The 15,468-nt window shown below is 38.4% G+C and carries 9 protein-coding genes, 1 pseudogene and 1 other annotated feature; all 10 genes and pseudogenes read right to left on the reverse strand.

Translation table 11 applies throughout. The features are described 5' to 3' along the window. Positions 1-7: 7 nt before the first annotated feature. Positions 8-1,003, reverse strand: coding sequence for a tryptophan ABC transporter substrate-binding protein (gene trpX / locus ADI74_RS00175; RefSeq protein ID WP_000792183.1), 996 nt, complete (start codon positions 1,001-1,003; stop codon positions 8-10). A 117-nt stretch (positions 1,004-1,120) separates the two neighbouring features. Next, positions 1,121-1,337, reverse strand: a binding site (T-box leader). 96 nt (positions 1,338-1,433) lie between these two features. Further along, the gene (gene ppc / locus ADI74_RS00180) at positions 1,434-4,130 is read right to left on the reverse strand and encodes a phosphoenolpyruvate carboxylase (RefSeq protein WP_049536255.1); all 2,697 of its coding nucleotides are present in this window, start codon (positions 4,128-4,130) and stop codon (positions 1,434-1,436) included. Positions 4,131-4,153: 23 nt separating this feature from the next. Continuing rightward, entirely contained in the window at positions 4,154-5,377 is a 1,224-nt protein-coding gene (gene ftsW / locus ADI74_RS00185; RefSeq protein WP_000703342.1) for a cell division peptidoglycan polymerase FtsW, read from the reverse strand. A 187-nt stretch (positions 5,378-5,564) separates the two neighbouring features. Next, positions 5,565-6,506, reverse strand: coding sequence for a peptidylprolyl isomerase PrsA (gene prsA / locus ADI74_RS00190; RefSeq protein ID WP_000728082.1), 942 nt, complete (start codon positions 6,504-6,506; stop codon positions 5,565-5,567). Between the two features lie 67 nt (positions 6,507-6,573). Further along, a complete protein-coding gene (locus ADI74_RS00195) occupies positions 6,574-7,287 on the reverse strand; it encodes an O-methyltransferase (RefSeq protein WP_080980315.1) in 714 nt (237 codons plus the stop codon). 1 nt (position 7,288) lies between these two features. Beyond that, positions 7,289-9,091, reverse strand: coding sequence for an oligoendopeptidase F (gene pepF, locus ADI74_RS00200; RefSeq protein ID WP_049536256.1), 1,803 nt, complete (start codon positions 9,089-9,091; stop codon positions 7,289-7,291). 18 nt (positions 9,092-9,109) lie between these two features. Beyond that, positions 9,110-10,067, reverse strand: a pseudogene (locus tag ADI74_RS00205) (competence protein CoiA). 78 nt (positions 10,068-10,145) lie between these two features. Then, entirely contained in the window at positions 10,146-10,523 is a 378-nt protein-coding gene (locus tag ADI74_RS00210) for a type II toxin-antitoxin system HicB family antitoxin (protein ID WP_049536257.1), read from the reverse strand. Positions 10,524-10,549: 26 nt separating this feature from the next. Then, a complete protein-coding gene (locus ADI74_RS00215; protein ID WP_049485252.1) occupies positions 10,550-10,738 on the reverse strand; it encodes a type II toxin-antitoxin system HicA family toxin in 189 nt (62 codons plus the stop codon). Between the two features lie 196 nt (positions 10,739-10,934). Then, positions 10,935-15,392 carry a G5 domain-containing protein gene (locus tag ADI74_RS00220; protein ID WP_049536258.1) on the reverse strand — a complete coding sequence of 1,486 codons (4,458 nt, stop codon included), beginning with the start codon at positions 15,390-15,392 and terminating at the stop codon, positions 10,935-10,937. Between the last annotated feature and the right edge of the window lie 76 nt (positions 15,393-15,468).

The following is a 15,468-nucleotide window of genomic DNA, read 5'->3' on the forward strand; positions in this document are numbered from 1 at the left end:
TTTATCTTTATTCAATCACTTGTCCTGCTTCTTTTAGAACGGACTCAGGAATGGTGATACCAAGTTCCTGTGCTAGTTTTTTGTTAATCACTGACTTACCAGTTGAAAAGACATTAACTGGCGTATCAGCTGGTTTTTCACCTTTCAAAACTTTGGCAATCATTTTACCAGTAGCCACTCCAAGATCGTGTTGGTCAACTACTACAGATGCTAATCCACCTGCTTCTACCATGGCAGTAGCACTTGGATAGATTGGCTTTTTAGCTGTTTGGTTGCTTGAAACAACTGTTGAGAATGCTGATGCGATGGTGTTGTCAATTGGAACCCAAATCGCATCGACCTTGCTTGTCATGACATTAACTGTTGAAGCAATTTCATTTGTTGATGGAACGGCAAATGTTTCGACTGTCAAACCTGCTTTTTCAGCATAAGCCTTGAATTCTTCTACCTGTGTTTTTGAGTTATCTTCGCTACTTGAGTAGAGAGCGCCGATTGTTTTGACATTTGGTGTGAGGGTTTTTATCAACTCTACTTGTTGTTCAGCAGGGTTGTGGTCTGACACCCCTGTGATGTTGCCACCTGGTTTTTTCAAATCCTTGACCAAGTTAGCACCGATTGGGTCTGTAATAGCAGCCATGATAACAGGTAGGTCTTTTGTAGCACTAGCAAGTCCTTGAGCAGCTGGTGTCGCAATCCCAACAACAACGTCGTTTCCATTTGCTACCAATTGTTTACTCATGGTTGCAACCTTGCTCTGATCACCTTCAGAGTTCATAAAGTCGATTTTTACTTGATCGTCCTTATAGCCTTCTTCAGCTAGTCCATCTTGAATTCCTTGGTAAATCAAGTCCAAGGATGGGTGACTAACAAATTGAAGGACACCAACCTTAGCGACCTTTTGCTCTTCCTTAGCTGCTGGTTTGTTCATAGATGAATAAATCAGGCTAGCCACTACCAATACTGCTAATCCAGCGACAATTCCAATCAAACGTTTATTTTTCATTTTTCTTTCTCCTTAATTCTTTTACCTTAACTTGTTAAATCACATCATCTAGCGATGCCATCGTTTAAATTCCATCATCATCCTCCTAATAGAAAAAGTCCTCACACAAAAAACTTGTGTGAGGACGTCGATGCGCGGTGCCACCTCAATTATAGGGAATATCCCTATCGCTCTTTCTCGCAATAACGAGTTGCACTGTAAGGTGTGCTCACCGAATTTTTATGATTTCAAATTCTTAAGTACATTCAGCCCAATTTTCATCAATTTCATCTATCTGCTTTCACCAACCACAGACTCTCTAAAAAATGAGCATGATTACCTTCTGAATGTTTAAATTATATCATTTTTCAACTACTTGTCAAGCTTATTTTTAGAATTTTTTAAACAATTCAAAAACTTCCCCTTGAAAAAAGAGGAAGTTTGTAGAATATCAGCCTGAATTACGCAAACCAGTTGCAATTCCGTTAATAGTTGTATGGATCAGTTTTTCTTCGTCAGCTGACAATTCGCCGCGACGTTGACGTTTTATCAACTCCAACTGGATGTAGTTCAGGATATTAAAGTAAGGCATACGATAGTTTAGACTGTCTTTTAGGTAAGAGTTTTCTGCCAAGAGTTCGTCATAACCTTCGATAGCTAAAATAACGTCCTTAGTTAACTGCCATTCATCTAAAATAGTGTAGTAGATAGCTTGTACTTCTTCGTCTTCACAGAGCTTGGCATATTCAAAAGCAATATTCATATTAGACTTAGACAAGACCATGTCCACATTGGAAAGAAGAGATTGGAAGAAAGGCCAGTTTTGGTACATATCACGAAGGAACTCGATATTCTTTGGATCTTGATCAATAAACTCTTTAAAGCTTGATCCCACTCCGTACCAGCCAGGGAACATGACACGGCTTTGTGACCATGAGAAAACCCAAGGGATAGCACGCAAACCGCCGATTTCAGTGATGGTCTTACGAGCTGCTGGACGCGAACCGATATTGAAGCTTGAAATAGCCTTGATTGGACTTGATTCAAAGAAGTAGTCATAGAAATGTTCATTTCCAAAGACCAAGTCACGGTAGATATCGTAGCTGCGATCCACTACTTGGTCCATGATAGCTTCGTAACGGTTTGATGTGTTGGTATCACTCTTCTTCTTGGTAATCATACGGTTAATGGCTGCAGAAACTAGCATTTCAAGGTTATAATAGGCAGCGTCTTTGTTTCCGTATTTGTTTCCAATCACTTCTCCTTGCTCAGTCAAACGGATACGGTCCTTAATAGACTTGAGTGGTTGAGATGTGATGGCTTCATAAGTTGGTCCACCACCACGACCCACAGTACCACCACGACCATGGAAGAAAGTAACCTTAACGCCAAATTCATCCCCAATAGCAGTCAGTTGTTGTTGCGCTTTATAGAGGGTCCAACACGATGACAGGTAACCACCGTCTTTGTTACTATCAGAGTAGCCGAGCATGATTTCCTGATAGTTATCTTTTGAAGCAATCCATTTTTTAGCCAAAGGTAGAGAGAAATATCTTCTCATAGTTTCTTCTGAGTGATCCAAGTCTTCGATTGTTTCAAAGAGGGGAACAATCTGAACGCGGGCTTTTTGGGCATCCACCAAGCCGACTTCCTTAAGCATAATGGCTAGCTCTAACATATCGGATACACTGGTTGCGTGAGAAATGATGGTTTGACGAATGACGTTTTCACCCAGTTTATCCTTCAACTTGCGCGCAGCTTTAAAGATAGAGAGTTCTTTTTCAAGCAGTTCTGACTTTTCAGCATGAGTCGCTGAGAGGATACGAGGATCTTCTTCCAACTCTTTTAAGAGGAGGGTACATTTTTCGTCTTCAGAAAGGTCGCTATAATGGTCGTTAATACCAGCTGATGCTAGCAATTCAGCCACACAGGCTTCGTGAACACTAGAATCCTGGCGCATATCAATAGAAGCAAGGTAGAAACCAAAAATTTCGACAGCTTGCATCAACTCGACAAATTCTCCTGAAATCAGGTATTCTCCTTTGTTCTCAAGGAGAGAGTCGCGAATGGCCAACAAATCTTGATAGAATTCATCTGCAGTGGCATATCTAGGTTGAAGATCCTTGTCTTCAATCAAATAAGCCTTGGTTGCCAGCATCTTAGCTTGGATATCAAAAAGGGCACGACGATAGAGTTCTTTTTCACGGTAAATCGAGTTATCTTGTGACTTCAGCGCCATCTCACGAACCTTGTCGCTGACATTCACGATGCTGGTTGACAGTGAAAATTCACGGTAAAGATTATAAATCTTTTCATCATAGTAGTTCATGATGACTTCACACTGGGTCAAGGCTGATTTATTGAGGGTTTCCGCTGTTACGAAAGGATTTCCATCACGGTCTCCTCCAATCCACATCCCCATAGTAATTGGTTTTGGATGCTCAAGCTCGATACCTTGTTCTTTAGCTAATTTTTTATACTCAGCCGTCAAACGCGGAACAGCATTCAGGAAAGAACTTTGGTAATACTCCATCACGTTGGTGATTTCGTTGGTTACTTTCAATTTTTTCTCACGAATCATGTCCGTTTGCATGATAATTTCAATATAACGACGGAGATCCGTGTGCCATTTTTCTTTATTAATCAAACCAAGTTTGACATCACGGTACTTGCGCAAAAGCGTATGGATATGGTTGGTCAAGTCCAGCATACTCTTGCGTTGTACTTGCGTTGGATGAGCGGTCAAGACAGGAACGACATTTAACTTTTCTAAAATTTCGGCTGCATTTTCTTTTTCAGCTACCATCTTAATCGTTGTAGATAGTTTTCCTAGATAGTCTTGGTCCACATTGTTTTGGTGATTGATTTCATAGGCCAAATCCACATCCTCAGAGATATTAATCAAAAGTGGAAGGATTGAGAAATAGCGTGAAATGTAAATCATTTCTTCATTCGAAAGACTGGTCACTAGGTCATTGAGCCCTTGATAATTCTCGCTAGTTGATAATTCCTTCAACTGGATAATCTTTTCAAAGGTTTCTGGCGCCAGCATATTTTTTGTGATATCTTCTAATAGCTCAGTCAGAATCAAGACTTCTTCTTGGACGACTGCTTTATTACTATAGTTTTCTAATTTTTGAAGAGACATATACTTTCCTTTCCATTCAATCCTTACAGATTTTCATCGGTTTGATTCTCGTATTCTCTGATAAGTTTGGCACGTTTTTCACTGGCATCAATATTCAGTACAAGCGCGATGGCTACGGATAATACCAATAGACTGTTCCCACCTTGTGAAAGGAAGGGGAAGGTTACCCCTGTAGAAGGAATCAACCCTGAAATCCCACCAATATTGACAAAGACCTGAACAAGGATCATTCCTCCGACACCAATAGCAACCATGGAGTTAAAGGGATCCTTTGCTCGAATACCAACCAAGATGATTCGCAAAATCAAGAAGAAGAGTAAAGCCAAAATCATACTAGCTCCTACGAATCCAAACTCCTCGATGACAATCGAAAAGACAAAATCCGTATGGGCTTCTGGCAGATAACCACGCTTCTCGATAGAATTCCCCAGTCCCAGTCCAAACCAGCCACCATTTACCATTGCATAGTAGGAATTTGCGAGCTGGTGTCCTGCACCTGCCAAGTCATTAAAGGGATTAAAGAAGGCACTAAAACGTTTAGCAACGTAACCAAATACAGGAATTTGAGAGAACTTTTCAACCCCAACAAAGCGAATGACAGACAAGACTAACATTGAGCTCCCTGCCAAGAGAGCCAAAATGGTCGAGAACCAACGATAGGCGATCCCACTAACCGTATACATGATGAGCGCCACCAAGACCAAGATGGTCGCATTTCCCAAGTCTGGGAAAATTCCCAAGCTACCAATCAGAACTAGCAGAACAAAACGCCAGTCGTTAAAAGCTCGAGGTAGCCACTGATTCTGTGTCAAAACCTGGAAGTCATAAACCGCAATCTCATCTTGTTGTTTTGAAAATCGATGTGCCAGGTACCAGATGATGATAATCTTAAGGTACTCTGCAGGCTGAATCGTTACAGGTCCTACAGAAATCCATCCGTATGCTCCATTGACAGGTGTCCCGACCAGTCGCGCCAGAGCTAAAAGAACCATCTCCACAATCATTACGATAAAGATGAGACGCCCATTTCTTAGGAAACCTAATTTTAATTTATAGATTAAGGCAATCAAAATCAAACTAGCTATCCAGAAGATCCCCTGGTTACGCACCAATTGAAAGGCGCTTTTCCCTTCTTCGATCAAGGTTGCACTCGTTGTCGAGTACACCACAATCAGTCCCAAAATCGATAAAAGGAAATAAGGAATCAAAATGGAATAGTTTAGTAGGTGCCTTTTACTAATTTTCATATTTCACCACTCTAATAGGAACAGACGCTTCTGTTCCCAATTCCGTTTTATTTTCTAGTTTTGATTGCTATTATACCACTTTTTCAGAAAGAAAAAAACTCTTATCCTTTAATCCTTCGAATTTTACTCATTTTCTAGTATCAGGTATAAAAAAACAAATCTCTTTTGAGATTTGTTTTTTGCTTACTTAGTTAGATGAAGAACTGCTGCTTGAGCTTGAGTCACCACCACCGATGTATTGGGTGAAGATGTTTTGGAATGATTGGTCTTTAACCTTGATGTTTGCTGCTTGCAATTCTTTACCAATTACTCCTTGAACAAAAGCTGAATCATTTTGTTTTTGAGTCAAGATGATAGTCTTCAATTTTTCTTTGTAATCCTCTATATTAGAAGATTTTTCTGTTTTCTTCGTTACTTTGATGATGTAGAACTGACTGCTATAGGCTTGTGTTCCAGTAGCTGTAATCACATCAGAAACCCCGTTCACATCCAAGGCAAAGGCTGCTTTCTTGACTTGTTCTGGAAGTTCTGTTGAAGCAGAGTCAAAAGTGATTTCTCCACCATTTTCTTTTGTTTTATCGTCATTAGAGTTGTCTTTTGCCAACTGAGCAAAATCTGCACCTTCTGCTTTAGCTTTCTCAAGTACTTCTTTTGCCTTGTCTTCATTATCCAAACGGATGATTTGAGCTGTTACATCTGGTGTGTAAGACTCAAAAGCTTTTTGGTAGGCTTCGTCTGTCAACTCGCTCTCTGCAGCCTTCTTAACCGCTAATTCAACCAATTTGCTGGTACGGATTTGAGCTTTACGAGTCTCAGGTGTCATACCTGCACGTTGAAGCACGCTGTTGTAGCTATCGCCGTATTTCTTTTGTTCTTCAGCAACGGCATCATCCACATCTTTATCCGTTACCTCCGACCCATATTGTTGTTCAAATACTTTTTGGATGGTCATATTGAGCAAGACTTGTTGTGCAGTTGGATTGTTCTTTACTTCTTCAAAGAATTGATGCTCTGTAATCACATCGCCCTTCATGCTGATCAAATCTTTTCCTTCAGAACTGTTTGAACAAGCTGCAAGTGTTGCTACTGATAAAAGTGTGATGGCTCCTGCCATAAGTTTTTTCTTCATGTTTACTCCTTTTACGGTAAGTGTTACCTTATCTATTTTACTATAATTTCTTAAATTTTTCTGAAAATCATTCGCTCTCAGGAAGCTCTACTTCTGCTAGATTCTTTCGTAGCATGAGAATGCCGTCTCCAAGCGGAACTAGAGTTGCTGTTAGATCTGGATTGTCCAAAGTTGCATCGAAAAGTCTTTGCAAACCACGGTAAATGGTTCGTTGACCTCGGCGGACTTCCATGATGTCCTTGGCAACATCTCCTCCTTGAAAAATATCATCCAAGACCACTACTCCACCGACTTCCAAATGTTTAAGGATTTCAGGCAGAAAGACGATATACTTGGACTTGGCCGAATCCATAAAGACAAAGTCATAAGTTTCTGTCAGAGTAGATAAAACATCTACTGCATCTCCCTCTAAAAGAGTGATTTGCTTACGACTGTCAAACTTGGCAAAGTTCTCCTTGGCAAAACCGATCATCTCAGGATTACGGTCAATGGTTGTAATCTTTGCATCTGGCGCATGTTCTGCCATCAAGAGGGCAGAAAAGCCAATAGCTGTCCCAATTTCCAAAATGTTCTTGGGCTGTATGGTCTCCATGAGAAATCGAAAATACGCGACCGTTTCATGGGGAATGATGGGAATATTTTCCTTGCGAGCGAAGGTCTCCAATTCTTTCAAGGAACCTGTCACCTGCTTTTGACGCTGGCGCATGAGTTCTACGATTTCTTCCTTGACGACGGGACGTCGCATATTGTGATTGGCATTTTTACTGTAAGACTCTACCATCTTAAGCTAGTCCCAATTTTTCAACAAGGGCTTCAAACTCATTCAAACGGCGTTCAAAGACTGCAAAGGCATCGTTGAGGTAGTCTTCCTTCTCCATATCGACGCCCGCTTTTCTCATGACATTGAGCGGATAGTCTGACTTACCTGCCTTGAGGTAGTCGATATAGCGGTCACGATCTTCTTGACTTCCATGGACAATCTTCTCAGCCAAGGCTGAAGCAGCTGCAAAACCAGTTGAATACTGATAAACATAGTAGTTATAGTAGAAATGTGGAATGCGTGCCCACTCGTATTGGATCTGAGGATTGTCTTCCTTGCTGAGTCCATAGTACTCTTGGTTCAGGTCAGCGTAGAGCTTATTGAGGAAATCACTTGTCAAGACTTCTCCATTTTGATCTGCTTGGTGGATGGCATGTTCAAACTCAGCGAATTGAGTTTGACGGAAGACTGTTCCACGGAAACCGTCTAGGAAGTTATTGAGAATTGCAAAACGAGTCGCATCGTCTTCTACTTCTTCCAACAATTTCTCTGTCAAGATATTTTCGTTAGTCGTTGAGGCAATCTCAGCCAAGAAGATAGAATAATCTCCGTAAACATAAGGTTGGGTTTCACGAGTATAGCTGGAGTGCATACTGTGACCTGTCTCATGGACAAGGGTAAAAAGATTGTCTAGATTGTCCTGCCAGTTGAGAAGCATAAAGGCATTGGTATCATAAGAACCACCAGAGTAGGCACCAGAACGCTTGCCTTGGTTTTCATAGACATCAATCCAACGCTCACTGAAGGCACGTTTGACACGGCTCAAGTAGTCGTCACCTAAAACCGCCAAGGCCTCTTCTGCCTTTTTCAAGGCTTCTTCGTAGGTAAAGCTATAATCTACTGACGAAAGCGGTGTGTAGACATCGTACATCTTGAGGTCGGAAATCCCCAAGATTTTAGAACGAAGTTCTAGGTAACGATGCAAGAGTGGCAAATGCTTGCGAACTGCTGCTACTAGATTATCATAGACACTTTCTGGAACAAAGTTTGCTGCAAGGGCTGCATGGCGAGCACTCTTATAGTTGCGAACTTTTGCTCGGTAGTTTTGCACCTTAACATTTGTCTGCAAAGTCTTAGCATAAGTGTGTTGAAATTGCTCGTATGTCGCATAAAGGGCTTCATAGGCACCACGACGCACTTCACGGTTTTTAGACTCCATCAAACGGATGTAAGTACCGTGTGAGAGTTGCACTTCATTGCCTTCGTCATCAAGCACGTATGGGAAGCTAATATCCGCATTGTCCAAAATAGCGAAGGTTTCACTAGCAGAACCAAAGATTTCTCCTGCTCCAGCAAGCAATTCTTCCTCACGTTGCGAAAGAACATGGTCTTTCTTTTGCAAGAGCTTGTCAAAAAAGTGCTTGTAAACTTGGAGTTTTGGTTGAGCTTCTAGGAAGGCCGCATACTGTTCTTCGCTAATCTCCATAAACTCAGGTTCATAGAATGAAAAGGCTTGTTCTAACTGACTGTATAGGGTCATTGCCTTAGCATAGTACTCTTGATACTTGGCTTCACGTGTGTCCTGGTCATTTTTCATATGCGCATAGACATAAAGCTTTTCAACTTGGCGTTCCAAGTCAAGTGAGAATTCTGTAATCTCAAGCAAACTGTCTGCGCTATCCAGGAGATGCCCCTCATACTGAGATGCTGTTTGTACTTTTTCAGTTAAATCTTTCAAGGCTTCTTCCCAAGCCTGGTCTGTTGGGTAGATTGTTGAAAGATCCCATGTATCTTTTTCATTTATTTCATGTCGTTGTAATACCATAAGATTCCTCCATCCTTTCTATTTTACCACATTTTTTGAGAAATATAAGTGATAAAAGGCTGGTGGATAGAGCTTTTGGCGATTATTTTTCGGATTTTTTTGATAGTAAGCCTGAAAATTTCTATAATAGCTAGTCAAATCCGTTTCAATCTGCAAAAAATCACCTGACTCTATCGGTCTGACCTGAGGATACCAGTCGTCCAGTTGATGGTTTAATAGATTGTCTCCTTGATAATAAGCTTCCTCCTGCTTCTTCATCCAGTAAGGATTTTTATAATAGAGTTGTTGGCGAATATAGGCGCAAATTGTTTCATCTTGTGATACATCCATACTTGCTATTCTTTGCTTCTGATAGGGAAGCCGTAAAATCTCTATGAGATTGCCTTGCCCATAAGGAAACTCCCTTATTTGATAATAAAGATTCCCCTTTAAATCTTGATGGATCATGTATTTCAAGCGTAGTATGTCCCTTTGCTGATCTAATTCCCATAGATGAAAGCCCATATTTTGACTAAAGGAAAGCAAGTCTCTTTGGAGCTGAGTCAAACGTTCCTTTAACCAAAGTTTTTGACCGACTAGCCAAAGTACTTGGTAGCCATTTTTTTCGATAGCCCAAGCTTCTTTCCTCCAAAAGTTGACGAGAAATAGGACTACACTGAACTTCTAAGGCAAGCTGTTTATTGACTAAAATATCTGCAATTTGTTTTAGTTGAGGAATGGGACATTCAAGCTCGGCCTTGTCATTTTTCATCGCCCAATTAAAAAGGGCAACCTTATTTTCCAGATGCTCTAGACTCTCATTTTCGTAGTAAAAATCACACTGTTTGAGCGATACATGGGCAAAATGCGTCCGTAGGTTCTTCCCTTTTCTTAATCGAACCAAAGCTCCACAAGCTGGACAAGTATAGCTTTGTTTAACTAATTTATCCTCCAAGGCATTGACTAAGCTTCCTTTTTCATCTCTGGCTAAAAACATTTATACCCCCTTTTCTACTTTATTCGAAAAGAATAAGAAAAAGGCTGGGTTATTCCCAACCTTCATCATTTTATGAGCTTACAGCTGCAAGCGACTTTCTAAAGCTTGCGTCAACACTTCAGAATAGTTCACTTTCTCTCGATCTGCTAATCTGACCAACCACTCTGGAACTGTAACATTCTTCCGAATCGCCTTATTATTTTTTACAAAAGGCAGAGGATTTACTTGAATCAAAGTTACAAAACCATCAGGAGCTTGCAACTGAAAAATATCACTGGGTTTAGGTAGGGCTAGTCCCTCGTCAATATAAGAAGCTAAGACACTTTCGAGCATTTCATGAGCATTTTTCATGGCAAGTTCAATCGTTGCTCCCTCAGTCCCGCCTCCAAATTCGGGAAATTCAACCCAATATCTAGTGCCTTCTCTATGAAAAATAGCTGGATAAGACTTTAGCATAACACACCTCCATTGTTCCAAATCTACTACAGGCCCAAATCCTTTAATATCTTTCTCTCTAAACCTCTTCCCAGATCATCATTACCATGGACTGGAATAGTGACAAGATAGGGAACTCCTTCTTTCTTAAAATGATGATGACTTCCCCTCTTACGAACTTCAATCCATCCATTTGCAAGAGCTAATTTTACCATTTCCTTACCTGTAATGGGCATTTATAGTCACCTTTCTAGTTTTAATTATACTCATAATGCGTATATCTGTCAATCCTTCTATATCATCTATTCGTAAAATATGAAATTTTTTATATTCAAACAAGCATTAAAATAAGACAGCAACCTTGAATAGTTACTGTCTTATCTCATTATTTTTTAAAGCCTTGATAGATTTGAAAAATGGTAGAAAAGAGACTTATAATCTGGTAACCCTAGAGATATAGTATGGAGTTTTATTTATTCCACCATCATACTTCTTATTATTTTTCTTTAATAGGTATTTCTGATAAGGTGTATTCACCCCATCATTAAGATAAGTTTTTACTTCAATACCATTATCAGACACTACCCATCTGTTACTTGGTTCAATGTGCAACGGAGGGGCATATCCTCCTCTCCCATTTGTAGCAACTTCATAGAAAGCTTTATCTGCTTGTGAATAAAACCATTCTACCCAAGATTTTTTATCATTAGCTAATTTACGCCATTGTTTCTCGGTATAATACTTCAAAGGTACACTTAGTTTTTTAGCAGGCGTGGGTAATAAAGCCTTAATAACATCTTCCAGTTGATAGGTTTTATCACCTTTATATGTATTGTAATAATCTATTAGTTCACCTGGGTTAAACTGACGCACATACAAAGAATAAGCGTTCATAACAGGTTTAGATTTTACCAGTTTAGAAAATTGATAAGCGTAACCATTGTTAATAATTTCTTTAATAGCAAATTCATCCTCAACAGGCACTTTACTTATCGGCTGATTGCTTTCTTCAAATGCCCAGCCTTTATCTTTATTAAAAATTACTGCTCGCGTTAATTTCTCTGGCATACGTTTTTTGAAATCATAAATCCAACTACCAACTTCTTCTGGTAAATCTTTAACTGGACGACCTGGTAAATAAAGAATGAACTCTTTTCCTGGGGATTTCCCATCTGCTATTCCATAAGGTTCAGTTGTATCAATTTTCACACCATTAACAATCTTTGTTTCTCCCACCTTAGGATAATCCAAATCAGTTAAAGTCATCTTGTATTCATAGTCATTAACTTTAACTAGATTTTTAAATTTACCTGTAAATTTAGAAAGATACATTTGACCATTTGGATGATTTGAACCAGTAATTCCACGATTCATATCAAGGTAAGTTCCTTTGATACTACCATCTTTGGAAATAGACATTCCTGTGTACCACCCTCCTGCACCACTAGTAAAGATGAATGGTTTAGTTAATTTTTCAAATAATACTTCTGGATTGCGAACTAGTTCAACCTTAACATCATTTCCTAAATCAAGCTCATATTTTTTATGTATTAATTTACCATCAAATACGGTTAATTCAAAATTTAATTCCTTGAATCCTTCGAGATTGAATCCCAGATCTTTAGCTTGCTTCAAAATTTCTAATTCAGCCTTTAAGGTTAGATAACCAAACTCTTCGATAGAAATTTTTTTATCATTTATAGAAATAGTTGATGTAATAAGTTTATCATTTTTTCCAGTAATTAGATTTTTCTTATCCTCTGTTTTATCCTCAACTGAATGGCTTGTATTCGAATACGAAGATTCTATTCCTAACCCAGCAGTAGCAGAAAGAGAAACTGTATCTATTCCAAATATTTTGGGTTTTACTTTTATTTCTGGACCACTTTGGACTGTAGCTTTAGCTTTTACTTCTCCCACTTCCATTGTATGATTTACAGTACGCTTAAATTCGGGCACCCAATTTTTCAATTTGATTGAGTTTTGAATTGAATATGTGCTTGATACTGAAACACTTAAACTCCCTTCAACAGTTGTTTTAAGACTTATAGGGATATGTACAGTCGCTCCCGTAATCGGTGTAGGTAAAATCAATTCTCCTAACGGAATCTCTAGACTTTTTATATCTTTTGATGTACTAAATTCTAAAGAACCTTCTGTGGTAAATTTGAATTCTTTATTGATATCAAAATTCATAAAATCTAGTTTAGGAGACAAGAAATTTAAATCAACAGCATCTGACCAAACCTTACCTTCAATATTAAATGATAGCATTCCTTTGATGCTTTTATCATCATTTCTCTTACCAGTCAATGAGACTGATGATGAAAAAGATCCTTCAAGAGATACACTTCTAAATAGACTTGTATCTGTATTTGATGCTTTTTTTACAGTGACTCCTTTAGCTGGAATAAAAGTAGCACTACTAATATTAGATGACCAAGCTTTTGTGTTGATATTTTGTACAACCTCGTACAATGATGGAACACTATATTCAATAACTGATTGATTATTAATAGTGATAATTGATTTGATTTTGATAGCTTTTGAAGTTTCATAAATCTTAGATGGTGGGACCACAAGAATATCACCTACTCTGGCATCAATTTCTTTAGACAATACTAATTTTTTCCCATCGTCACTTTCGCTCTGATATCGACCGTCATTAACGTAAATTACCTTGCTTTTTAGATGATAGTCCACCATATCATCTGAATACTTTCTCCCTAATTCAAAACGACCCTTTATATTTTCAATTATCGGATCACCATAAGGTAGAGCTGTAACTTTAGCTTCGAAGTTATTAGATTTCAAAGTGTAAGATTGATTAGAGATTAAATGAGCAAACATATAGCCATCAAAATCAGTATTAACTTCAGTAATTAATTTATTGTCTTTATAAACCGATATAGATCTTTCTTCAAGTGCATTATTGTTACTATCGTATGCGTGTCCTGAAACAACTACATTTTTCCTAGACAACCCTTTTTTGGGGGCACCTATATGATAAACTTTAGTAATTAATGGTATATCTTTGCGAATTACTAATTCCGTTTGTTGTTCTTTGTTACTTAGAACCCTTTTTTTCTTAACATTTACCGTCACATAACTAGCTTGAATATCTCGTAATTGTCGCTGACCTTCAAGAATTGTATTATCATAGACTTCTATCGTCTTGATCTGAATCAACTTTTCTCCATCTGGTGAAGCAAGATTTAGAAACGGTGTTCTATTTTTTACCAACTCACGAATTTTTTCACGGTCAGTGACGACTGTTTTATTTTCAGATTCAGTAACCTCGACTGTATAGTCAGCTGAAAAAGTAGTTTTCGGTGTTATTTCTTTGATTTCAGTGGTAGGCGCTACATCTAAGCTTGCATTTGGAACTACTTCATTCGCAGTAGATTTCGTTACTGTTTTCTTAGTTCCAATCAGGATAACTTTATTTTGAGGTTCTTCTATTGTTTCTGAAATTATTTCCCTTTCAGTTTCAACTTCATTCATCAAAGTAACCTTTTGAGTAGATATTTTCTTACCAAGTTTTCCTTCTGCTTCTATCTTGCTCTCACCTTCAGATAAAGAGTTATCCTTCTTGATAACCACCTTGAATGAAATGTCTTCTGTAGAGCGTATAGTACGAATAACTTTTTTGGCTTTAACTATTGTGGACTCTGTAATACTTCCTAAGCTAGAGCTTGAAGCCTCAACTGAAGCTGGAATATCTTCTTTTTTATCCTCTCTTACTGATGATTCTGTTGAAGGTGCTGTTTCTGTATTTTCAATTTCCGAATTTTTTTCAACTGTTGGCTTAACTGAGGTTGAATTAGCAGTTGGAGTAGTTGTAACTTGCGTCTCATCTTCAACAACTTCCTCAGACAATATTTCTACTAATGTAGATGGGACAACAACGTTTGTTCCCTTAAGAAGATCCGTAGTTGTATTTTCTTCTGATACAGTATCTTTCTCATAAACTTCAGTTACAGTTCGAATGATAACTAAATGACCATCCTGAACTTCTCGTGTTTCAACAGGTTGGCTCGTACTAACTTTTGTATAACCAGTAACATCTTCTAAAGTGTTCCCAGAGTCATCCACTTTGATAATTTTATCAATAACTTTAGGGTCTACAGGCTTAACTGGTTCGTCTTCTTTTGGTGGCGTTATTGGTTTAATAGGCTCCACTTTACCACTACTACCATCATTGATAGCAACTTGCTCAGGATTATCCGTTGGAACAATAGTATCCTGAATTTTATTTTCCTTTGCTGGAAGTGAAGTTGCAGGTGTAGTTGGATTCATAACTAGAACTTTACCATCAATGTAACCTACAAACTGATAACCAGATATATTAACTTTACCATCTGGAAGCGTTGAGCCTACTGCTATCGTTTCGGTATGGTTATAGTTAGATAAAGTAATAACTGTCAAAGCAGATACAGTTGTCACAGTCAAAGCTCCTCCAACCAAAGAGATTGACAAAATACTCTTAACAATCTTCTTATCTGAATTACCAGTTTTTTTTATGATATAAGCAACTAACAGTAGACCTGTTCCAATAATAGAAGCCAAGGGAAATAAATTACTTCCAGTATTTGGTAAAGTATTTTTTGCAGTATCTTTACGATAGATAACAAACAGATCTGAACCATCTACAAGATCCTTTGGTAACTCATTTACAATGAGCTTTTTCTCTATTTCTGTCAGTTCATCCATAGTGGCATATTTATAGTTTACTGTAATATCTGTTTCAGTAGCTGAAACTGTTTCAATAGGAAGTGAAGAAAAGCCAATAATCCCAATCACAGCAGACACTACCCCAATTCCTGAAACTCTTCTGAGACTAAACCTTCTTCTACGTTCATCTACATTTAACTTATATTTTTGTTTCATATTCATCTCCTTTTATATCGACATTTCAGTTCCGTATATTTAAAACAAAACTTCTCACATCATTCATATTTTACAA

The organism is Streptococcus pseudopneumoniae, from assembly GCF_001074565.1.
Lineage (GTDB): Bacteria > Bacillota > Bacilli > Lactobacillales > Streptococcaceae > Streptococcus > Streptococcus pseudopneumoniae_J.

What these genes read in the sequence shown, in the direction of transcription:
- trpX (WP_000792183.1), bottom strand. Translation starts at nt 1,003, where the DNA reads ATGAAAAATAAACGTTTGATTGGAATTGTCGCTGGATTAGCAGTATTG.
- ppc (WP_049536255.1), bottom strand. Translation starts at nt 4,130, where the DNA reads ATGTCTCTTCAAAAATTAGAAAACTATAGTAATAAAGCAGTCGTCCAA.
- ftsW (WP_000703342.1), bottom strand. Translation starts at nt 5,377, where the DNA reads ATGAAAATTAGTAAAAGGCACCTACTAAACTATTCCATTTTGATTCCT.
- prsA (WP_000728082.1), bottom strand. Translation starts at nt 6,506, where the DNA reads ATGAAGAAAAAACTTATGGCAGGAGCCATCACACTTTTATCAGTAGCA.
- ADI74_RS00195 (WP_080980315.1), bottom strand. Translation starts at nt 7,287, where the DNA reads ATGGTAGAGTCTTACAGTAAAAATGCCAATCACAATATGCGACGTCCC.
- pepF (WP_049536256.1), bottom strand. Translation starts at nt 9,091, where the DNA reads ATGGTATTACAACGACATGAAATAAATGAAAAAGATACATGGGATCTT.
- ADI74_RS00210 (WP_049536257.1), bottom strand. Translation starts at nt 10,523, where the DNA reads ATGCTAAAGTCTTATCCAGCTATTTTTCATAGAGAAGGCACTAGATAT.
- ADI74_RS00215 (WP_049485252.1), bottom strand. Translation starts at nt 10,738, where the DNA reads ATGCCCATTACAGGTAAGGAAATGGTAAAATTAGCTCTTGCAAATGGA.
- ADI74_RS00220 (WP_049536258.1), bottom strand. Translation starts at nt 15,392, where the DNA reads ATGAAACAAAAATATAAGTTAAATGTAGATGAACGTAGAAGAAGGTTT.